This window comes from Granulicatella sp. zg-ZJ (assembly GCF_010892355.1).
Lineage (GTDB): Bacteria > Bacillota > Bacilli > Lactobacillales > Aerococcaceae > WM01.
The window spans coordinates 1-21,746 of sequence record NZ_WNJY01000001.1 but is presented as its reverse complement, the minus strand read 5'-3'; the positions used below and the strand labels follow the sequence as shown (position 1 = coordinate 21,746).

The following is a 21,746-nucleotide window of genomic DNA, read 5'->3' as shown; positions in this document are numbered from 1 at the left end:
TTGTGAGGGATAATATAAATGAAACAACAAATGGTACATACGTGCTATCGCGTCAAAAATTTAGAAGAATCTATTAAATTTTATACAGAAGCATTTGATTTTAAAGTGTCTCGATTAAGAGATTTTCCAGAAAATCAATTTACACTAGCTTATTTAACATTGCCTGAAAGTGATTATGAATTAGAATTAACTTATAATTATGGACATGGTGCGTATGAGTTGGGGACAGGATATGGTCATATTGCGATTGCTGTAGAAGATCTTGAAGCACTACATGAACAACAAAAAAATGCTGGCTATAATGTAACAGATTTAAAAGGATTACCAGGTATACCACCATCTTATTATTTTATTATTGATCCAGACGGATACAAAGTAGAAGTCGTTAGAATGAAATAACAAATAACTATAAATAGGTCCCCCTATTTATAGTTATTTGTGTTTATTTTTGTGTCTAAAAGTAGAAAACTTGATATATTAAGGGTTTTCTCATATAATGTAATTTGGGTACATGTTGTATTCATATTTTATAAAGGTTAGGGTAATGATATGGATTTAAATACATTTATAAAGCAACTTAAATATTTTGCAAGTCATCCAGTTATAAAATTGTTTATTATGCCATTAACATTGATTTTATTTGGAACATCATTTGGTTCTAAAGGTAATCCTTTGAATTTAGTGGGAGCTATTGTTTTTTATTTCTTTATGTTAATGATGCAATTTATTGAGCAATATTTATTTATCAATGTATCTAAGCGTGGCTATGTAAAATGGCAACCCTTATATATGTTTGAGCTAATTATTCTTATTTTTTTAGTATTACTGTATTATATAACGAATATTATTTTTACAATACTTGCATTTTTATACGTTGTAAGTACGCATTTGATGTATGCACCGTTCAAGTTAAAAGGTACGATTTATTACATCATATTACAAGTCTTTTTAAAAGGATTGGTCGTAACGATTTTAGCTTCATTTATTCAAGTAAATTTAATTACTATGAATTTATTTGTAGCCATTTTACCTCTTGTGAGTGGACTTTTAGTATATTACGCAGAATCAGAGAAACTAGACATTGTTAAATATGGAATGGTTGCTTTACCAAAAAATTTATTACGTTATTTATCTATTGCAGGGCTTATTGGTATGGCTGTATTTCCTTTTGCAATAGGAAGAGTAGCATTAACGAATATATTATTTGATGTTTTACTAGTTGGTATTGTTGGATTATTTATACAATTTATGTTTAAAAATAAACATTATTTAAATACTGGAAAAAGTAAAAATTATTTATCAAGTTTATATACATTATATGTGCTTTTGTTAAGTCTATTTTAGGAGGTTGCTATGAAATTAACCATTTTAGGTTGTATGGGAGCCTATCCAACACCGACACAAGCAACATCGTCTTATTTATTAGAGGCAGACGGATTTAAATTACTTGTCGACATTGGAAGTGGCGCTTTTCAACATCTTGCTTCTATTATGGAACCGACAGATATTGATGCATTGCTGATTACGCATTACCATGCAGATCATATTGCAGACTTAGGTGTGTTGCAATATGCTTATCAGTTAAAGCCTGCACTAGAACGTTTGCCCAAAAAAATATTAAAAATTTATGGACATCAGCATTCAGAAGAATTTTCTAAATTGACGATGCAAAATGTGAGTGAGGGAATTGTTTATAATCCAGAGGAAATTTTAAGAGTAGGTCCTTTTAAAATAACATTTTTAAAAACCATTCATCCAGTTGTGTGTTATGGGATAAGGGTTGAAGATAAAAACACTAAAAAAGTATTTGTTTTTACAGCAGATTCTGGGTATTTAGCAGACTTTATTACTTTTGCAAAAGATGCAGATTTATTACTTGCAGATGCAATGTTTATGAATGGTTCAGAAAATAGTACCGTGCATATGACAGCAGGAGAAGTCGGAAAGATTGCAGATTTAGCGAATGTTAAGCAATTAGTTTTAACGCATTTACCTGTGAATTATCAAAGCGTTTTAAAACAACAAGCAGAAGAAATGGTTGAACATATTCCGGTTTATTTAGCAAAAGATTTTGATACATACGAAATTTAAAGGAGGATATGTCATGTATTTTGTAGATAATAAAGAGATTACAGATCCACGTGTCAATATTGCTTTAGAAACATATTTAGTAGAAAATAAGTTAGTAGATGAACCGATTTTATTATTTTATATCAATGAACCGTCTATTATTATTGGGCGTAATCAAAATACAGCTGAAGAAGTTAATCAGTCGTATATTGATGAAAAAGGTATTCACGTCGTTCGTCGTATGTCCGGTGGAGGAGCTGTTTATCATGATTTAGGTAATTTTTCTTTTTGTTTTATTAAAGATGATGATGGCTCTTTTAGAGATTTTGGCAAATTTACAAAACCTGTTATTGACGCCCTTCATAAAATGGGTGTTGCAGGTGCAGAGTTACAAGGTAGAAATGATTTATTGATTGACGGAAAGAAATTTTCTGGAAATGCTATGTACGCTAAAAATGGCCGTATGACAGCTCATGGTACAATTTTGTTTGATGCTGATTTAGATGCTGTCACAAAAGCATTAAAACCAAGAAAAGAAAAAATTGAATCTAAAGGTATTAAATCTGTTCGTTCACGTGTTACAAACATTAAACCTTATGTATCAGCACAATATCAAAATATGACAACTCAAGAATTTCGTGACAGTTTATTATTAGAAATTTTTGGGGTATCATCACGTGACGACGTAAAAGAATACCATCTAACAGATAAAGACTGGGAAGGTGTTTATAAAATTCGTGATGAACGATTTGGAAATTGGGACTGGAATTATGGACATTCTCCACAATTTTCAATGGCTTGTCATCATAAATTCCCATTTGGATTAGTCGAATTTAAATTAAATGTATCAAATGGACACATTGATGACATTAAAATTTTTGGTGATTTCTTTGGTTTAGGTGACATTGTAGATGTAGAAGCAGCATTACGTGGAACTAAATTTGATAAGGAACATGTTCAAAATGTATTTGATACGATTGACGTGAAAAAATACTTTGGAAATATATCATCAGAAGAATTAACCCAATTACTTGTTTTCGGAACAGTTGAATAAGATTGAAAGGAAGATGTTTCTTGGCATCTTCTTTTTTGTGTGATGTACATGTCGTCCCTCCAGGTGATTGGATGTCATATAATATCACACTTTACGTTATTAACAGATTGATATATCAATTTTAAAGATTTATTTTATGAACATAAACAGTGATTATTCACTTTGTGTTAGTTGAGAATAAGGATTATCATATAGGAGGAAAATTTATGAATACAAAAGATGATATATTGACTAGTAAAAAAATATGAATAGAAAATGAATGGTATTTGTCAAATAAAGAATACAAAATTTTGTCTCAAAAAATGTTGGAATTACAACATAAGTATTCAAAATATATATCTATAGCTTTATGGGAAGAAAATAGTTCTAAAAAAATATTGAAAAATCTTTCTGAAACAGGCTTAAGTTGTGGAGCAGGTTTAACAGAATGGACAATTACTGAACAAGGTTTTATCAAGCCATGTTCATTTTTTCCTGATAAGTATTTTACTCAATATTCTTATAAAAATTTTCAGGATATTCTTTTAAAGAAAAAGACTAATTCTGATGTAGAATGTATCATATCATGGGAAAAAGAATTAAATAGTGTAGGTTTAAGCACAAAAAATATTTGTGAGGTGATATATCGTGCCATTCAAAAATAAGTATTTTTATCTTAGTTTAGTGTGTCTATTCTTCGTAGCATTGATGAATATTTGTTTTAGTGTATTAACCAAATTTATTGTAGATACACTGCTCGAACACAATATATCTCAATTTTATCATTTCGTGATTTTATTGGTTGGAGCTACGTTAATTTTATTGATAGCAGAATATGGGCAACAGCTCTTTCGTCAAAAATACATCAATAGTATGGGAGAATACTTACACGAAAAAGCCATTTATCAATTATTACATTTACCACATGACACTTTAGGAAGTGACTATATATCAACCATTTCTAACGATATTGAAATGATCAAAGAACTGTATTATGAGGCTCAAATATCGTTGTGGCATGGTTTAATGTCGTTTTTATTTGCGGTTATTGCTATTTTTTCATTAGATTTTATGACGGCATTATTTATACTAACATTATCGCTTTTACCGATTATTATTCCGTATGTATTGAAAAGTCATTTATCAAGATTGCAAAGTGTTATTTCTAAAACAAAGTCGGAGTATACAGTGCAATTATCAGATATTATTGAAGGAGTCGTTATTATAAAGAATAGTTTTTCTCTAGCTCATTTTAAAGAAAAGTTATTCAAAAAATATCATGCGATTAGTCAAGATATTGATGCCAAAACACGTATTGGTAGTATGGGAAATGTGCTGATTGGTTTTTCTTTTTATGCAACAACAATCATGATTTTATGGATAGGAGGGTACCAAGTTTTAAGTGGTGCCATTACTGTTGGTACTATTGTGGCAATTTATTCCATTTCAACAGAGTTAGTACATCCTATCAATTTAATCGCATCTTCATTATCTGATATTAAATCTTCACAAGATATTCAACAAACATTTCTGAAAACAGAGATATATGAAGATAACTTAAATATACAATCAGATTTTCATCATATCATTTGTCATGATTTACAGTATCAACTAAATGATACAAAACTTCTTGATTTTTCTAAACAAATACTTCAATTTGATAAAGGAAAACACTATCTTATAACTGGAAAAAATGGTAGTGGTAAGACGACATTGATAGAGTTATTAACGAAAAATAAAGAGTATACACAAGGAGATATTTTGATAGATAATATTTCAATCCAAAATATGAGTTATCAAAAAGTACAATCTTTCTTTGCTTATGTACCACAAAAACCAATGATGTTTCACGATACCATTTTACATAATATCACTTTATATCAATGTTATGACAGTGAATACGTGCTTTCTTTACTAGACATTTTTAGATTAAAAGACCGTTTTCCAACACTAGATAGTTTAGATGAACGTTTCGACCAAAAGAGTACATTGTCTGGGGGTCAACAACAAAAAATCGCATTGATAAGAGCACTCTGTCAAAAGAAACCTATTTTAATTTTAGATGAATCATTAAGTGCAATGGATGAGCAATCTTCCAAAGAGATAGAACAGTATTTACTGTCTTTATCTCATCAAACAATTATTCATATTTCACATAGAAGTCAACCTGAACAGTATGATAACTGTATTCACTTATATTAGTATTATAGAGTGAAAATGACGAGGCGAACCACACTATCAAATTGGTGGTTTGCCTCGTTTTAGTATAATATGTCAGAATTGTACAAAAAAATGCAACAATTTTGAAAATTCTAACTAATTAAGATATAATGGTCTTTGGAGGCGATTTAATGGAGCAGTATATTGTGGATTTTTTAGACATGTTACAGCGTGAAAAAAGATATTCCCTTGCGACAATTCAAGCATATAGACGTGATATTGAAAAATTTGTTTCTTTTTTAAAGCAAGTCAAAGAGTCAGATATACTAAATGTAACGATTAGAGATGCTAAGTACTATTTAGCGTATTTGACTGAGCAAGAGTATAGTAAAAATAGTATTTCTCGCTTATTATCGAGTTTACGTGTTTTTTATCAATATCTATTAAGTTTAGACTATGTTGAAGAAAATCCATTTGTATATGTTACCTATAAAAAAAGAGAAAAACGCTTGCCAAAATTTTATTATGAACCTGAAATGGAAAAAATTATCGAGGCGACAAAAGGAACTGAACCACTTGATTATCGTAATATGGCATTGGTAGAACTATTATATAGTTGTGGATTACGTGTGAGTGAATGTGTTTCTGTTACATTAAAAGATGTCGATTTTCGTGCAAAACTTATTTTTATTCTTGGTAAAGGTGGAAAAATGCGTTACGTTCCTTTTGGAGAGTGGGCAGAAGATACATTGCAAGATTATTTGGAAAAAGGACGTCCTGCACTGATGCAAAGACAAAAACATGATGTGTTATTTGTAAATCATTTAGGAGAACCTTTGACACCTGCTGGTGTATCTTATATTTTAAATCAAATCATTAAAAAAGGTAGCTTGACTTTTAATATACATCCTCATATGTTACGGCATACATTTGCAACACATTTATTAAATAATGGGGCAGATATACGTACTATTCAAGAGTTATTAGGACATGATAGTTTAAAAGCAACAGAAGTTTATACACATGTTACAAAAGAAAGTTTGTATCGAAATTATCAACAATTTCATCCTCGTGCAAAAAGAAAAGATAAAGGAGAATAATATGACAACAATTTGTGCAGTAAGTAAAAATGGACAATTTGCAATGGCTGGAGATGGTCAAGTGACAATGGGTCAAAGTGTCATCATGAAAGGCAGTGCAAAAAAAATTCGTCGTTTGTATCAAGATAAAGTTGTTGTAGGATTTGCTGGCTCTGTTGCAGATGCTATTACATTAGAAGAAAAATTTGAAGAAAAATTAGAACAATATAAAGGAAATTTACAAAGAGCAGCTATTGAGCTAGCAAAATCATGGCGTAGTGATCGTATGCTTCAAAAATTAGAAGCGTTATTGATTGTGATGAATGATAAACAAATGTTATTGGTATCTGGTACAGGTGAAGTCATTGAACCTGATGACGGTATTTTAACGATTGGGTCTGGAGGAAATTATGCACTTGCTGCAGCAAGAGGTCTTATGAGAACGGACAATACACTTTCAGCTGGGCAAATCGCTTATGAAAGTTTGAAAATTGCATCAGAAATTGATGTATTTACAAATGACAATATTATTGTAGAGGAGTTGAATGCTTAATGGTAAAAGCATTGGGAAAAACACCCCGTGAAATTGTTAAAGAATTAGACAAATATATTATTGGACAAGATAATGCTAAAAAAGCGGTTGCTGTTGCATTAAGAAATAGATATAGACGTTTGCAATTATCTGCGGATATGCAACGTGATGTGACACCCAAAAATTTAATGATGATTGGTTCTACTGGTGTTGGAAAAACAGAAATTGCAAGACGATTAGCAACATTGGTAAAAGCACCATTTATTAAAGTAGAAGCAACAAAGTTTACAGAAGTAGGTTATGTTGGACGTGATGTAGAGTCAATGGTTCGTGACTTAGTAGATGCGGCTATTCAATTAGTTGATAAAGAAAAGAAAAAAGGTATTTACCAAAAAGCAGAAAAAGAAGCCATTAAACGTATTGCTGCTGCGTTAAAACCAGGAATTTTCAAAAAGAAACAACAATCTTCTGATTTAAGTGCTCTTCAAAATATGTTCCAAGGATTAGGAATACCGAACCATGAAGAAGTGGAAGAAGTGACACCAGAAATTGCAGCAGATAGACGTGTGTTAGAAAAACAAATCCAAGATGGTTTATTGGATAGTAAAGAAGTGACTATAAAATTATTAGAACGTGAAAAAGAAGTTTATGGTGGCGGGCCTGCTATGGAACAACTATCTGCAATGCAGTCGATGATTGGTTCTATGACACCGCGTAAGAAAATCACACGTACCGTAACGGTTTTAGAAGCAAAAGAATTGCTTATTCAAGAAGTTAGTGAAGAGTTGGTCAATAAAGATGATATTCAGTCAGAAGCATTAAAATTAGCGGAGTCTTCAGGTATTATTTTTATTGATGAGATCGATAAAATTACATCAAAATCAGATAATGGTGGACAAGTATCAAGAGAAGGTGTTCAAAGAGATATTTTACCAATCGTTGAAGGAAGTCAGGTGATGACTAAATATGGTCCTATCAAAACAGATCATATTTTATTCATTGCATCTGGAGCTTTTCATGTGGCAAAACCAACGGATTTAATTCCGGAGTTACAAGGACGTTTTCCTATACGTGTTGAGCTTGTTGACTTAACACAGGAAGATTTTGAACGTATTTTAAAAGAACCAAACAATTCATTGTTGAAACAATATACAGCATTATTAGAAACAGAAAATATTGAATTGATTTTTACGCAAGAAGCGATTGCTAAAATGGCAGAGATTGCGTATCAATTAAATGATGAAACGGATAATATTGGTGCTAGACGTTTACATACTATTTTAGAAAAATTATTAGAAGATTTACTATTTGAAGCACCAGATATGCCTGGAGGTACGATTACCATTACACAAGCATACGTTGAAGAAAAAGTTGGCGTTATTTCACATGATGATAAATTAAAACATTATATTTTATAATGAATGGTTGGGGGAATGATAGTGGAACAAGTTTTAAGTAAATTAAGAGAATTGATGACATTACTTCAAACAGACCGTGATTTCAGTGACATCGAAAATATAGCACAAACGTATAAAGATTTACCTTTCAAACGAGTGGCTAAAATTTTATCAGGTATTACAGACTCAAATATTTATATCGTGGATAATAACGGTATTATATTAGGTTATGATGAACTTTATACAATGGATAGCCCACGTTTTACAGCTTATTTAGAACAAAGACAGTTTCCTGATTTTTACATTCAAGAATTAAATAAGATTACAAAAACATATGAAAATATCACAGTTGACGAGTCGTATACAGCTTTTCCCGTTGAGAATAAGGATATTTTTGGTAATGGTGTGACGACCATTATTCCAATTTTTGTATCAGGAAAAAGACTTGGAAATCTTAGTTTGGCACGAATTGGAAAATTGTTTGAAACGAGTGATCTAATTTTAGCAGAGTACAGTGCAACGGTAGTTGGATTAGAATTGTTATACTATATTAACCACAAAGAACAAGAAGAAATTAGAGAGAAAGAGAGAATTTCTTTAGCGATAAGCAGTCTTTCGTATAGTGAAAAGGAAGCAATTCGTTGTATATTCAGTACCATTTCAACTTTAGAAGTACGCATCACAGCATCTAAAATTGCAACTGATTATAATATTACGAGATCTGTTATCGTAAACGCGTTAAGAAAATTAGAATCAGCAGGTTTATTAGAAGCTCAGTCTTTAGGGATGAAAGGAACACATATCAAATTAAAAAATAATACTATTTTGGAAGAATTAAAATATATGATGTAAACAAAAACAAAGACAGACAAAGAAACTAATTTACTTTAACGCTATTTTAGTGTAATATAAAAAAGTATTGAAATATTTTGTGGAGGAAGAAACATGACAGCAAAATGGGAAAAAACAGGCACAAATAATGGTGTGCTAACATTTGAGATTTCTCAAGATAAAATCAAAGAAGGATTGGATAAAGCGTTCAAACGTGTTCAACCAAAATTAAACGTTGCAGGATTCCGTAAAGGTAAAGTGCCACGTACAATTTTCAACAAACAATTTGGTGAAGAAGCATTATATGAAGATGCATTAAATATTTTATTACCAGATGCATATGATAATGCTATTGAAGAATTAGCATTATTCCCAGTAGCTCAACCAAAAATCAATGTAAAATCTATTGAAAAAGGACAAGATTGGGTTATTGAAGCAGAAGTTGTTGTAAAACCTGAAGTAAAATTAGGTGATTACAAAGGCTTAACAGTTGAAAAACAAGATCGTACAGTAACTGTTGAAGATGTTGAAAATGAATTAGCTAAAAAACAAGAACAATTTGCTGAATTATCTGTTAAAGAAGGTAAAGCAGAAAATGGCGATACAGTTGTGATTGACTTTGAAGGCTTTAAAGACGGTGTTGCATTTGCAGGTGGAAAAGGTGAAAACCATTCATTAGAATTAGGTTCAAACTCATTCATTCCAGGTTTTGAAGATCAATTAGTTGGTACATCAGCAGGAGATGACGTAGAAGTTAATGTGACATTCCCAGAAGAATATCACGCAGAAGACTTAAAAGGTCAACCAGCAACATTTAAAGTAACTGTAAAAGAAGTAAAATCAAAAGAATTACCAGCTTTAGATGATGAGTTTGCTAAAGATGTTGATGATTCTGTTGAAACATTAGCAGAATTAAAAGATAAATTACAAGAATCATTACAAAAAGCAAAAGATGAAGCAGCACAAACAGCTGTAGAAGATGCAGCATTACGTCAAGCTGTTGACAATGCAGAAATCGTTGAATTACCTGAAGAAATGGTACACGCAGAAGTGCATCGTCAAATGGACTTCTTCTTAAACAATATGAAACGTCAAGGTATTTCAGAAGAATTATACTATCAATTAACTGGAACAACTCGTGCAGATTTACATAAACAAATGGAAAAAGATGCGGATGTTCAAGTGAAAACAAACTTAGTATTAGAAAAAGTAGCAGAAGTTGAAAACTTAGATGCAACTGAAGATGATATGAACAAAGAAATCGAAGAATTAGCAGCAACATACGGTATGGAAATTGATGCTGTTCGTAACGTGTTAAATGCAGAAATGTTAACACACGACATTAAAATGAAAAAAGCAATGGCTGTTATCGTGGATAGTGCTATTGAAAAATAATCAATAAAACCAAGCGATAATTGTTTCGCTTGGCTTTATTTTATAAATAAAAGGAGAAATAGTATATGAATGTTATTGTTGATAAAGAATTTTTTAATCTTTTCCCTAATGGAAGTTTATTTGTATTAAGTCTAAAAGGCATTGACAATCATGCTAAAGAAGATAAATATGACTTTTTCAAAAATAAATTAGATAGTGCAACTGTTTCAGCAAAACAATTTTTAACAGAAGATACATTTACACAAAATGAGGTTATAAAAGAATGGCGTGAAGCATTTGCCACTTTTAAAACAAAAAAAGGTGCAAGAAGTTCTATTGAGGCTCTTTTAAAACGTGTTAGTCAAGATAGAGAATTTACACCAATTAACCCACTAGTTGATTTATATAATAGTGTATCTTTATCTTATGGTGTCCCTTGTGGCGGAGAAGATATTGCCCGTATTCAAGGTGATTTACATTTAGGACAAGCAAAAGGTGGCGAACCATTCTTTCCTTTAGGTGCCGAAGAAGACTCTCCTGCTTTACCAGAAGAATTGATTTACTATGACAATGAGGGTGCCGTATGCCGTAGTTTAAACTGGCGTGAAGCACAAAGAACGATGTTAACAGAAGAAACAAAAGACGCTGTTTTTGTGATGGAAGCAATCAATGAACATCAAGCAAAACGTTGTCACGAAGCTATTCATACTTTAAACGATTTATTGCAAGAATATTTTGGTAAACAAGGCGATATTGCTGTTTTAACAAATGAGCAACCTGAAGTAGCTATTTAAGATATCATGTTTAAAAAGGCTTGAAAGTCACATTCTTATGACTTTCAAGCCTTTTATATTAACGCTTTTGTATCGCAATAAGCTGTGGTGGGTTGTTTTGTTGGTTTAAAAAGTGATAGTGTAATACGTGATATTCTTTTTGTGGGAGTGAAGAAGTATAATTTATCACACTTTCTTTTTCTTCTAGTCCTCCTGTATGTCCATCGTATAAAACTAAAATGATAAGTCCATTTTTTTGTAAATGTGGAAGTATCTGTTTGATAGATTGAAGTGTTGTATCTCCATTTGTAATAATAGTTTTATCAGCATTTGGTAAATAGCCTAGATTAAAAATAGCGGCTGAAATAGACATATTATTGTTTAAAACTTGATAGATATTTGCGTGATTTAATAAATGTAATTCGCATTGATCTAAGGCACTATGTTCTTGTAGTAATTGTGTTGTATTTTGTAATGCTTGTTCTTGAATATCTAAAGCAATCACTTTTCCTTGTTTACCCACAAGTTGCGCTAAAAATAATGTATCATGTCCATTTCCCATAGTGGCATCAATCACAAAGTCATTTGGTTTAACATATTGAGTTAGTAGGGTATGGCTAAAACGTTGTGCCGAGTCTAACAAAATAATCACTCCTTTTTATTTATATAATATATTTCCGTTTCATTCATATTATTACACAAAGATTACATATTTTAAATCAAAACAACACTGTGTCATGCCCTCTTTTAAAACTGGTTTTTATACTCTATAATCAAAAGTAATCAGATTTGGAGAGGGAATTATTCATGAAATTATTAAGAAGACAAACAAAGCGTTTATATGAACAACAAAAGTTGAAAAATAGTAAATTAAAACAAGCATCTGCAACTGTAGGGGCAACACTTGCGGTATCAAGTATTGCCATTACGAGTGTACAGACAGCACATGCAGAATCAGCACAACAAAATTTTATCAATGCTATTGGACAATACGCCCAACAAATTGCTAGAGAAAATGATTTATATGCTTCTGTGATGATTGCTCAAGCGATTTTAGAAAGTAATTGGGGAACAAGTCGATTAGCTACGGCACCAAATTATAATTTATTTGGTATTAAAGGTCACTATAATGGACAATCTGTTGTAATGAAGACAATGGAAGATAATGGAAAAGGTGAATTGTACCAAATCAATGCTGGTTTTAGAAAATACCCATCTTATTACGAATCTTTACAAAATTACGCTCAATTATTAAGAACAGGTGCAATGGGCAATAGTCAATTTTATGCTGGTGCATGGAAAAGCCGTACAAATTCTTATCAAGATGCAACAAAATGGTTAACTGGACGATATGCAACAGATACAAAATACGCGGCAAAACTAAATAGTATTATCGCAACATACGGATTAACACGATACGATAGTCAAATAACTGTACCAGTGTCTACATCAAATTCTGTTAATGTATTGGCAAATATTTCAGCAAACGGTCAATATGTGGTTCAAAAAGGCGATACATTATTGGCGATTTGTCGTCGATATGGTATGGACCTAGCAACATTAAAAGCAATAAACAATTTAACGTCAGACACTATTTATGTGGGACAAATATTAAAAGTGGCAGGTCAAGTATCTGAACCAACTACTCCAGTTGTAAAAGAAGTTGTCAAACAAGAAAATACAGTAACAAAACCAGAGGTTGTAACAACAGTAAATAGTGGAACATATACAGTTAAAGCAGGTGATACATTATACCGCATTGCAAAAAATAATGGTACAACTGTTGAAGCACTTAAAGAGGCAAATGGATTATCAAGTCATTTAATTTATGTAAACCAAGTGTTACGCTTATCCGCATCACAAGCACCAAAACAAGTTGTTGAAAGCCAACCAAAAGTGTCCCAGCCAGAAACAGTTAAACCTGTTGTTGAGAGTGCACCACAACAAGTAGAAACTAAAGTAGAACAATCTGTAAAATCTGTGTCATCACAATCTACACATACTGTACAAAAAGGTGATACATTATATCGTATTGCGAAAAATAATGGATTAACAGTATCAGAACTAATGCGTTTAAATGGCTTAAATTCTGCGTTAATTCGTGTAGGACAAGTGTTGACATTATCTGGTCAATCTACAACAACACATGTGACTCAAGAAATAGGTGTTACACATAAAGTCAAAGCAGGTGACACATTGTACCGTATTGCAAAAAATAATGGGACAACTGTTGAAGCTTTAAAAGCATTAAATCATTTGACATCTGATTTAATTTATGTAAATCAAACATTAAAAGTGAAATAATTGACATTTTTTGTAATTCATCTTAAAATGTAACAAAATGATTGATAAACGATGATTAGGAGTAGTAGAACGTCGTCTTTGATAGAGAGTGTTCGGTTGGTGGAAGAGCACAAAGAAACGGTTTGAACTCGCCTATAAGTTACTTTTTTGATATGTAGAAAAAGTCGGATCGCTACCGTTATCGGCATGATGAGTATAAATAGGTGGTACCGTAATTATAGATAATTACCCTATATGGCTATATTAGTCATATAGGGCTTTTTATTGTCAATCAAATCACTAATAAAGGAGATATGTATGAATTTTAATCACAAAGATATTGAAAAAAAATGGCAAGATTATTGGCAGGAGCATCAAACATTTAAAACAACAGAAGATGATAATAAACCATATTTCTATGTACTTGATATGTTTCCATATCCGTCTGGACAAGGATTGCATGTTGGGCATACAGAAGGGTATACAGCAACAGATATTTTAGCTCGCTTTAAGCGTGCACAAGGCTATAATGTTTTGCATCCAATCGGTTGGGATGCCTTTGGATTGCCTGCAGAGCAATATGCCATTGATACAGGAAATGACCCTGCTGAGTTTACTTATAAAAATATTGCGAATTTTAGACGTCAATTAAAAGAGCTAGGATTTAGTTATGATTGGGAACGTGAAGTAGACACAACAGATCCAAACTATTATAAATGGACACAATGGATTTTTGAAAAATTATGTGAAAAAGATTTAGCATATGAAGATGAAATTCTTGTAAACTGGTGCCCTGCTTTAGGAACAGTATTAGCTAATGAAGAAGTTATCGACGGAAAAAGTGAACGTGGTGGACATCCGGTATATCGTGTACCAATGAAGCAGTGGGTATTGCGTATTACTGCTTATGCAGATCGTTTAATTGATGATTTAGATTTAATTGATTGGCCTGAAAATTTAAAAGAAATGCAACGTAATTGGATTGGACGTTCACACGGTGCACAAGTGACGTTTAGTGTAGCAAACACAAAACATACCTTTGACGTATTTACAACTCGTCCAGATACATTATTTGGTGCAACATATGTTGTATTAGCTCCTGAACATCCACTTGTTAAACAGATAACAACATCTGAACAACAAGAAATAGTAGATGCTTATTTACAAGACGTTTCTTTAAAATCTGATTTAGAAAGAACAGACTTAGCAAAAGATAAAACAGGTGTCTTTACAGGAGCTTACGCTATCAATCCAATGACACAACAAGAAATTCCAATTTGGGTTGGGGACTATGTTTTGATTGGTTATGGAACAGGTGCAATTATGGCGTGTCCTGCTCATGATCAACGTGACTTTGATTTTGCTACAAAATTTGAATTACCAATTATCCCAGTATTAACAAGTGGACAAGAAGATACATTGCCATTTTTACAAGACGGTATTCATATCAATTCTGATTTCTTAAATGGATTGAATACACAAGATGGTATTGATAAAGCGATTAAGTGGTTAGAAGAACATCAAGTTGGAAAACAAGTGACATCCTTTAGACTAAGAGACTGGATATTCTCAAGACAACGTTATTGGGGTGAACCAATTCCTGTTATTCATTGGGAAGATGGCACATCAACATTGGTTAAAGAAGATGAGTTACCACTGTTATTACCAAAAACGGATAATATTAAACCAAGTGGTACTGGAGAATCTCCACTAGCAAATATAACAGAATGGGTAAATATTGTTGATGAAAACGGACGTAAAGGACGTCGTGAAACAAATACAATGCCTCAATGGGCAGGTAGCTCATGGTATTTCTTACGTTATGTAGATCCAACCAATACAGAGCAACTTGCTGACCCAGAAAAATTGAAAAAATGGTTCCCAGTAGATATGTATATTGGTGGAGCAGAGCACGCTGTATTACATTTATTGTATGCACGATTCTGGCATAAATTCTTATACGATATTGGTGTTGTCCCAACACCAGAGCCATTCCAACGTGTGTTTAATCAAGGGATGATTTTAGGACCTGACGGCAATAAAATGTCAAAATCTAAAGGGAATGTCATAAATCCTGACGATGTTGTCAAAACATTTGGTGCAGATACATTACGATTATACGAAATGTTTATGGGGCCTTTAGATGCGTCAAAACCATGGAGTGAAACAGGTCTTGAAGGCTCTCGTCGTTTCTTAGATAGAGTATGGCGTTTGATGATTGATGACAATGGTAAATTAAGAGATCGTGTGACAACGTTTAATGACGGTAAATTAACAAAAGTATATCATCAAACAGTGAAAAAAGTGACAGAAGATTATGCTGTAATGCATTATAATACAGCCATTTCACAAATGATGGTCTTTGTCAATGAAGCTAATAAAATGGATGCTCTTCCAGTAGACTATATGAGAGGCCTTGTTCAATTATTAGCACCAATTACACCACATATTGCTGAAGAATTATGGGAAAAACTTGGCGGTAAAGAGTCTATTTCTCATGTTGCATGGCCGCTTTATGATGAAAAAGAACTTGTTGAAAATACTGTTGAAGTGATTTTCCAAGTAAATGGTAAAATTAAAGCACGTCAATTTGTTGAAGTTGATTTAGATAAAACAATATTGGAAACATTGGCAAAAGAAAATGAAGACGTGAAGCAAGCCATTTCTGGTAAGGAAATTGTAAAAGTTATAGCTGTACCAAATAAACTTGTTAATTTGGTGATTAAATAATGTACCATTTATGGCTATTCTTTTTCTACAATTTATTTGTATTTCTGTTAATGGGAATAGATAAATATAAAGCGGTGTACAAAAAATATAGAATTTCTGAAAAAATATTGTTACTATTATTCCTTTTTGGTGGCGGTATAGGTGGTTTGTCAGGAATGATTATGTTTCATCATAAAATTAGAAAATGGTATTTTTATCTTTGTGCTAGCATTGGTGTTTGTACAGTATTCCTTTTGTAAAATAATCGAGGTTTTTGAACCTCGATTATTTTTATTGTATAATGTAGAAGATGAAGAAAAGAGGTGTGCTATGGATGAAATTGCTAAAGTGATTGTCGATGTGTCAAGTAGTCAAACAGATCAAGCGTATGACTATCTTATTCCAGACAATTTAAAAAATCAGCTTTCGATTGGTTATCGTGTCAAAGTACCATTTGGTACTCGATTTGTACAAGGATTTGTTGTCGATATAACGTATACCACTGGAGTAGATTATGCACTAAAATACATATCTGATATTTTAGATGCCGAACCTGTGTTAACACCTGAATTAGTCGCTTTAGGAGATTATTTATCTCAAACCGTTTTTTCGTTTAAAATGAGTTGCTATAAAACCATGCTACCTAATTTTTTAAAAGCAAATTATCATAAAGAAGTGGAATGGATAGACAACACAAGTTGTCCTCCTTTATTTGAGAAACAAAAAAGAATTTCTTGGAAAATGATTGAATCTTTAGGCATGACACACGCTGTTTTAAAATGGAAAAAAGAAGAAAAGGTGATTGTTCATTATCTTGTTGAGGATAAAATTACACATAAAACACAGCGTTTTGTTTCCTTAGTAAAACCGATAGAAAGCATTCCAATTAGGGCCAATGCACATCAACAAAAAGCGTTGCTTGACTATTTAAGTCAATCTTCAAAAGTATCTACTAAAACATTAGCAGAGGCAAATATTTCATTAAAAACACTCCAATCAGCAAAACAAAAAGGATGGATTGAGATAACAGAAGAAGTGATTGAAAGAAATCCTTATGAGCATATCACATTTGAAAAAACAATGCCTTTGACGTTAAATGAAGAACAAAAAACTGTGTACACTCAAGTAAAAGAAAGTATTTTAAAACGTGAACCAAAGACATTTTTATTAGAAGGTGTTACAGGGAGTGGTAAGACGGAAGTATACTTGCAGTTAATCTCTGATGTTATTCAAAATGGGCGAACCGCTTTATTACTTGTTCCAGAAATAGCTTTAACACCACAAATGGTAAAACATTTTAAAGGTCGTTTTGGTCAGAGAGTGGCTGTGTTGCATTCTGGATTATCTGAGGGAGAGCGTTATGACGAATGGCTAAAAGCAAAAGAAAAAAAAGCAGATATTGTTGTTGGAGCTAGATCATCTATTTTTGCACCGCTTGATAATATTGGACTTATTATTATAGACGAGGAGCATGAAACGACCTATAAACAAATGGATACGGTAAAATATCATGCAAGAGATGTGGCGATATGGCGAGGGCAATATCACCAATGTCCTGTTGTTTTAGGCAGTGCCACACCGTCACTGGAGTCACGCGCTAGAGCACAAAAAGGAAATTATACCTTTTTAACGTTAACAAAACGTGCCAATGATAAACCATTGCCCCACGTGCAAATTGTCGACATGACTACAGAGAAAAAAGTCGGTAATTTTGACTTGTTTTCAGATGTCTTAAAATTAGCAATCGAAGATAGATTGCAAAAAAAGGAACAAGTCGCTTTATTATTAAATCGAAGAGGCTATGCCTCATTTTTAATGTGTCGAGATTGTGGACACGTCATGCAATGTCCAAATTGTGATATTTCTTTAACACTTCATAAAGATACACATAAAATGAAATGTCATTATTGTGGATTTGATACATCTATTCCAACAGAGTGTCCAAATTGTTTTAGTGATAAAGTGCGTTCATACGGTGTAGGTACACAGCGTGTGGAAGAAGCTTTATACCAATTATTCCCACAAGCTAAAGTTGTACGTATGGATGTTGATACAACAAGTAAAAAAGGGCAACATGAACGTTTATTAAATATATTTGGCTCAGGAGAAGCAGATATTTTATTAGGAACACAAATGATTGCCAAAGGATTAGACTTTCCAAATATTACTCTAGTTGGTGTAATTAATGCTGATACATCACTTTATCTACCCGATTTTAGAGCCTCTGAAAAAACATATCAGTTATTAACGCAAGTTGCTGGACGTGCTGGTCGAGGAACTCTATCAGGTGAAGTCATTATTCAAACATATAATCCAGAACATTATGTGTTACAACTTGCTCAAACGCAACAATACGAAGAATTTTATAAACGTGAAATGTACAGTCGTTATATGGGACATTACCCACCTTATGTATATACGACAACCATTACCATTACACATCACTTTGAATCCACCGCTTTGAAAAGTGCCTATCAAATTAAACAAATTTTAGAACAATCACTTGGAAAAGATGTCGTGCTACTTGGACCAAGCGCAAAGTCCATTGCACGTATCAATAATAAATTTTATTTCCAAATATTATTAAAATATAAAAATATAAAAGCTGTTGAAAAAGTGTTATACCAAATTACAAATGATAGTCAAGAACTTGCAAAAGAAAAAATATATGTGTCAATTGATGTCAACCCGGTGAATTTTATTTAATCACTTTAAAAAGGCAAAATGTTTGTACTTATTGTGAGAATATGCTATCTTTCAGTATGCGATATTTAAAATTATAGGAGAAGGAAATAGAAATGATGGATAAAACAATAGAACCACGTTGTTCGTTTTGCGGAAAAAATCATGATGAAGTAAATCAGATTATTTCAGGACCAGATGTTTATATTTGTAATGAATGTGTTGCACTATGTGATGCCATTCTAGGAGAAGAACAAAATGACTCTTTAGAACATTTTATTGGAGAAATCCCAACACCTACAGATATTTTTAAACATTTAAATGAATACGTGATTGGTCAAGATTACGCCAAGAAAAATTTAGCTGTTGCTGTATATAATCACTATAAACGTATTTCTTCTCAAGTGAAAGAAGATGTTGAATTACAAAAAAGTAATATTTGTTTAGTTGGTCCAACTGGTTCAGGAAAAACATTTTTAGTACAAACATTAGCTAAAATGCTAAATGTACCATTTGCGATTGCTGATGCAACAACATTAACAGAAGCAGGATACGTTGGAGAAGATGTTGAAAATGTTTTAGTTAAATTGGTTCAGGCTGCCGATTATGATATTGATCTTGCAAGTCGAGGGATTATTTACATTGATGAAATTGATAAGATTGCTCGTAAAAGTGAAAATGTATCTATTACAAGAGATGTCAGTGGCGAAGGTGTTCAACAAGCACTTTTAAAAATTTTAGAAGGAACAGTATCTAATATTCCACCTCAAGGAGGGCGCAAACATCCTCATCAAGAATTTTTACAAATTGACACAACCAATATTTTATTTATTGTAGGTGGTGCTTTTGACGGTATTGAAAATATTGTTAAAGAACGATTGGGAGCTAAAATTATTGGTTTTGGAAGTTCGACAAAAGTTTTAGATGAAAAAGAAAGTTTAATGAAACATATTATTCCAGAAGATTTATTAAAATTTGGTCTAATTCCAGAATTTATTGGTCGTTTACCAATTATTGCCACATTAGATAAATTAACTGTTGATGATTTAGTACGTATTTTAACGGAACCAAAAAATGCACTAGTTAAACAGTATGCGTATTTATTTGGCTTAGATAATGTAGAACTAGATTTTTCAACAGAAGCATTGGAAACAGTTGCTAAACAAGCAATTGAGCGTAAAACGGGAGCTAGAGGATTACGTGCAATTATTGAAACAGTGATGTTGGATGTGATGTTTGATATACCAACCAACAAACAGATTAAAAAATGCGTTATTTCTGTTGAACAAGATACACTTGTTCCTAAATTATATAACGCAAAAGGGAAAGAAATTGTGTTAAAATCAGCTGTATAAGGCCAAATGAATGAGAGGGAGAGGGAAAAGATGAGAAAAACAATTTTTTTGGTGGGAAGTGCCTGTCTTTTACTTGTAGGATGCACAGCATCAGAACAAAAAATGACAGAAGAAAGTGTGACGACAACTGTCGAAAATATTTCTAAATTTACTATGTCAAATATGGCAGATACAAATAGTCAAGAAGAAGTAAACAAAGCATTAGTACAATATTTAGATGCACAAGATGTGAATACATTTATGTCTTTTGTGAAAGATTATAATGAAACCATTGAACATATATCATTAGCAACAGGTTTTCAAAAAGAAATGCCTATTTACGATCAAGAAAAAATAGATACATTATGGGCACAAAAGAAAAATACTTTTCCTGGTACAAATTGTCGTATTAACACATTTGCTCTACTAAAAAAACAACTATCTTTTTCTGATAATATTAAAGAAGACTCTCAATTATTGTTTATAGACAATGATTCTATTGATATGGAAAATCTATTCACAACAGAAGAAAAAGCATATTTCAATCAACTTTTTTCAAGAGTACAAACAACACCGTCAAAAGACGTACATGTTCATGCTAAAAAAATGGAAGAGCATTTAAGTCATGTGCAATTTACACAAAACAATGCGACAATGCTTTCTGTTATTTTTCATGATAATTTAGACGGCGATTACCTGTTCATTGGACATGTGGGCGTTCTAGTCCCACATGATAATGGTTATTTGTTTGTTGAAAAATTATCATTCCAAGAACCTTATCAAGCACTTAAATTTAAAGAAAAAACAGATGTGTATGATTATTTAATGAAAAAATATAACACAAGTTATGATCAAGATACAGCACCTGCATTTTTAATGGAAAATCAAACATTTATTAATTATCAATAGTCTTATAAAAACGGCTCTTTGTTAAATGTGTTGGTGGTGAATGGCTAATGCCATTCACCACCTCAGATTGTTGACAATACCGATAAAACATCCAACATATTTTTTAAAAATTGAAAAATATGTTGGATTTTGCATTTAAAAATGATAAATAAAAAACTATATTGTAAAAAATGGCTATCTCTCGTGAGTAGGATTGCCATTTTTTTCATGTTTTGGGCAGCACAAGATAACCAAGTGTACTGCTGCATCTTGGCTACTCCTCTATATTGTGCAAACCGATACCCATGATTTTGTTTAGAGTCTGCAAAGCTACGCTCAATCGTTTCTTTCCGTCGTTTATATAGTGCTTTCCCAAACGTAGATAATCGACGCTCACGACATCTATCGTATACATCAGCATCTATCGCTCGACGTAGTATCCGTTTATTACTGTTATCGCTTATACGATACTGCTTATATCCTTGTCTATCAATGTTTCTGTAGGTGTAAATTTCTCCCGTACGTGTATCCGTAAAACAATCTCTAGATGAATCATATCGAAAAAACTTATGGTCAGGATTGCGATGAAAACGTCTATACC

General features: G+C 32.2%; 20 protein-coding genes and 1 other annotated feature. Of the genes, 18 read left to right on the top strand and 2 right to left on the bottom strand.

The features are described from left to right. Nucleotides 1-18 precede the first annotated feature (18 nt). From GMA11_RS00100 to GMA11_RS00045, 12 genes are all read left to right on the top strand, one after another. Entirely contained in the window at nucleotides 19-399 is a 381-nt protein-coding gene (locus GMA11_RS00100) for a VOC family protein (RefSeq protein ID WP_163545170.1), read from the top strand. A 150-nt stretch (nucleotides 400-549) separates the two neighbouring features. After that, nucleotides 550-1,344 (top strand): hypothetical protein, encoded by a 795-nt coding sequence (locus tag GMA11_RS00095; protein WP_163545169.1) that lies wholly within the window; start codon nucleotides 550-552, stop codon nucleotides 1,342-1,344. A gap of 9 nt (nucleotides 1,345-1,353) precedes the next feature. Further along, nucleotides 1,354-2,091, top strand: a complete 738-nt coding sequence (locus GMA11_RS00090) for an MBL fold metallo-hydrolase (RefSeq protein ID WP_163545168.1) — start codon at nucleotides 1,354-1,356, stop codon at nucleotides 2,089-2,091. A 13-nt stretch (nucleotides 2,092-2,104) separates the two neighbouring features. Next, nucleotides 2,105-3,124: a lipoate--protein ligase gene (locus GMA11_RS00085; RefSeq protein WP_163545167.1), complete on the top strand. Its 1,020-nt coding sequence runs from the start codon at nucleotides 2,105-2,107 to the stop codon at nucleotides 3,122-3,124. Between the two features lie 266 nt (nucleotides 3,125-3,390). Next, on the top strand, nucleotides 3,391-3,768 hold the full coding sequence (locus tag GMA11_RS00080; protein WP_163545166.1) for a hypothetical protein: 378 nt from the start codon (nucleotides 3,391-3,393) through the stop codon (nucleotides 3,766-3,768). Beyond that, a complete protein-coding gene (locus tag GMA11_RS09475) occupies nucleotides 3,752-5,305 on the top strand; it encodes an ABC transporter ATP-binding protein (protein ID WP_163545165.1) in 1,554 nt (517 codons plus the stop codon). Before GMA11_RS00080 ends, GMA11_RS09475 begins: the two co-directional genes overlap by 17 nt. 149 nt (nucleotides 5,306-5,454) lie before the next feature. Then, nucleotides 5,455-6,363 carry a tyrosine recombinase XerC gene (gene xerC / locus GMA11_RS00070; protein ID WP_163545164.1) on the top strand — a complete coding sequence of 303 codons (909 nt, stop codon included), beginning with the start codon at nucleotides 5,455-5,457 and terminating at the stop codon, nucleotides 6,361-6,363. Between the two features lies 1 nt (nucleotide 6,364). Beyond that, the gene (gene hslV / locus GMA11_RS00065) at nucleotides 6,365-6,895 is read left to right on the top strand and encodes an HslVU peptidase proteolytic subunit (RefSeq protein WP_163545163.1); all 531 of its coding nucleotides are present in this window, start codon (nucleotides 6,365-6,367) and stop codon (nucleotides 6,893-6,895) included. Further along, nucleotides 6,895-8,292: an ATP-dependent protease ATPase subunit HslU gene (gene hslU, locus GMA11_RS00060; protein WP_163545162.1), complete on the top strand. Its 1,398-nt coding sequence runs from the start codon at nucleotides 6,895-6,897 to the stop codon at nucleotides 8,290-8,292. Before hslV ends, hslU begins: the two co-directional genes overlap by 1 nt. A gap of 21 nt (nucleotides 8,293-8,313) precedes the next feature. Further along, nucleotides 8,314-9,123: a GTP-sensing pleiotropic transcriptional regulator CodY gene (gene codY / locus GMA11_RS00055; protein WP_345940874.1), complete on the top strand. Its 810-nt coding sequence runs from the start codon at nucleotides 8,314-8,316 to the stop codon at nucleotides 9,121-9,123. A 93-nt stretch (nucleotides 9,124-9,216) separates the two neighbouring features. Beyond that, complete coding sequence (gene tig, locus GMA11_RS00050; RefSeq protein WP_163545160.1) at nucleotides 9,217-10,497, top strand: trigger factor; 1,281 nt, start codon at nucleotides 9,217-9,219, stop codon at nucleotides 10,495-10,497. 65 nt (nucleotides 10,498-10,562) lie between these two features. Next, nucleotides 10,563-11,270 (top strand): B3/4 domain-containing protein, encoded by a 708-nt coding sequence (locus tag GMA11_RS00045; RefSeq protein WP_163545159.1) that lies wholly within the window; start codon nucleotides 10,563-10,565, stop codon nucleotides 11,268-11,270. A 58-nt stretch (nucleotides 11,271-11,328) separates the two neighbouring features. Here the strand turns inward: GMA11_RS00045 and GMA11_RS00040 are convergent, their stop codons facing one another. Then, entirely contained in the window at nucleotides 11,329-11,892 is a 564-nt protein-coding gene (locus GMA11_RS00040) for a class I SAM-dependent methyltransferase (protein WP_163545158.1), read from the bottom strand. 164 nt (nucleotides 11,893-12,056) lie between these two features. On the opposite strand from GMA11_RS00040, the gene GMA11_RS00035 reads away from it, so the two are divergent. From GMA11_RS00035 to GMA11_RS00010, 6 genes are all read left to right on the top strand, one after another. After that, nucleotides 12,057-13,553, top strand: a complete 1,497-nt coding sequence (locus tag GMA11_RS00035) for a LysM peptidoglycan-binding domain-containing protein (RefSeq protein ID WP_163545157.1) — start codon at nucleotides 12,057-12,059, stop codon at nucleotides 13,551-13,553. A 42-nt stretch (nucleotides 13,554-13,595) separates the two neighbouring features. After that, nucleotides 13,596-13,789 (top strand) — a binding site (T-box leader). Nucleotides 13,790-13,850: 61 nt separating this feature from the next. After that, nucleotides 13,851-16,262 (top strand): leucine--tRNA ligase, encoded by a 2,412-nt coding sequence (gene leuS / locus GMA11_RS00030; protein WP_163545156.1) that lies wholly within the window; start codon nucleotides 13,851-13,853, stop codon nucleotides 16,260-16,262. Then, nucleotides 16,262-16,501 (top strand): DUF1294 domain-containing protein, encoded by a 240-nt coding sequence (locus tag GMA11_RS00025; RefSeq protein ID WP_163545155.1) that lies wholly within the window; start codon nucleotides 16,262-16,264, stop codon nucleotides 16,499-16,501. Before leuS ends, GMA11_RS00025 begins: the two co-directional genes overlap by 1 nt. 70 nt (nucleotides 16,502-16,571) lie before the next feature. Next, nucleotides 16,572-18,947, top strand: coding sequence for a primosomal protein N' (gene priA, locus GMA11_RS00020; protein WP_163545154.1), 2,376 nt, complete (start codon nucleotides 16,572-16,574; stop codon nucleotides 18,945-18,947). Nucleotides 18,948-19,039: 92 nt separating this feature from the next. After that, complete coding sequence (gene clpX, locus GMA11_RS00015; protein ID WP_240332437.1) at nucleotides 19,040-20,278, top strand: ATP-dependent Clp protease ATP-binding subunit ClpX; 1,239 nt, start codon at nucleotides 19,040-19,042, stop codon at nucleotides 20,276-20,278. Between the two features lie 30 nt (nucleotides 20,279-20,308). After that, nucleotides 20,309-21,166: a DUF4300 family protein gene (locus tag GMA11_RS00010; protein ID WP_163545153.1), complete on the top strand. Its 858-nt coding sequence runs from the start codon at nucleotides 20,309-20,311 to the stop codon at nucleotides 21,164-21,166. A 62-nt stretch (nucleotides 21,167-21,228) separates the two neighbouring features. Here the strand turns inward: GMA11_RS00010 and GMA11_RS00005 are convergent. Beyond that, the coding region (locus GMA11_RS00005) for a transposase (RefSeq protein WP_205422831.1) at nucleotides 21,229-21,746 on the bottom strand (518 nt) is incomplete at its 5' end.

Bases quoted from the DNA above. Each gene is read 5' to 3' on its own strand.
- GMA11_RS00100 (WP_163545170.1), top strand. From the start codon at position 19: ATGAAACAACAAATGGTACATACGTGCTATCGCGTCAAAAATTTAGAA.
- GMA11_RS00095 (WP_163545169.1), top strand. From the start codon at position 550: ATGGATTTAAATACATTTATAAAGCAACTTAAATATTTTGCAAGTCAT.
- GMA11_RS00090 (WP_163545168.1), top strand. From the start codon at position 1,354: ATGAAATTAACCATTTTAGGTTGTATGGGAGCCTATCCAACACCGACA.
- GMA11_RS00085 (WP_163545167.1), top strand. From the start codon at position 2,105: ATGTATTTTGTAGATAATAAAGAGATTACAGATCCACGTGTCAATATT.
- xerC (WP_163545164.1), top strand. From the start codon at position 5,455: ATGGAGCAGTATATTGTGGATTTTTTAGACATGTTACAGCGTGAAAAA.
- hslV (WP_163545163.1), top strand. From the start codon at position 6,365: ATGACAACAATTTGTGCAGTAAGTAAAAATGGACAATTTGCAATGGCT.
- hslU (WP_163545162.1), top strand. From the start codon at position 6,895: ATGGTAAAAGCATTGGGAAAAACACCCCGTGAAATTGTTAAAGAATTA.
- tig (WP_163545160.1), top strand. From the start codon at position 9,217: ATGACAGCAAAATGGGAAAAAACAGGCACAAATAATGGTGTGCTAACA.
- GMA11_RS00045 (WP_163545159.1), top strand. From the start codon at position 10,563: ATGAATGTTATTGTTGATAAAGAATTTTTTAATCTTTTCCCTAATGGA.
- GMA11_RS00035 (WP_163545157.1), top strand. From the start codon at position 12,057: ATGAAATTATTAAGAAGACAAACAAAGCGTTTATATGAACAACAAAAG.
- leuS (WP_163545156.1), top strand. From the start codon at position 13,851: ATGAATTTTAATCACAAAGATATTGAAAAAAAATGGCAAGATTATTGG.
- GMA11_RS00025 (WP_163545155.1), top strand. From the start codon at position 16,262: ATGTACCATTTATGGCTATTCTTTTTCTACAATTTATTTGTATTTCTG.
- priA (WP_163545154.1), top strand. From the start codon at position 16,572: ATGGATGAAATTGCTAAAGTGATTGTCGATGTGTCAAGTAGTCAAACA.
- clpX (WP_240332437.1), top strand. From the start codon at position 19,040: ATGATGGATAAAACAATAGAACCACGTTGTTCGTTTTGCGGAAAAAAT.
- GMA11_RS00010 (WP_163545153.1), top strand. From the start codon at position 20,309: ATGAGAAAAACAATTTTTTTGGTGGGAAGTGCCTGTCTTTTACTTGTA.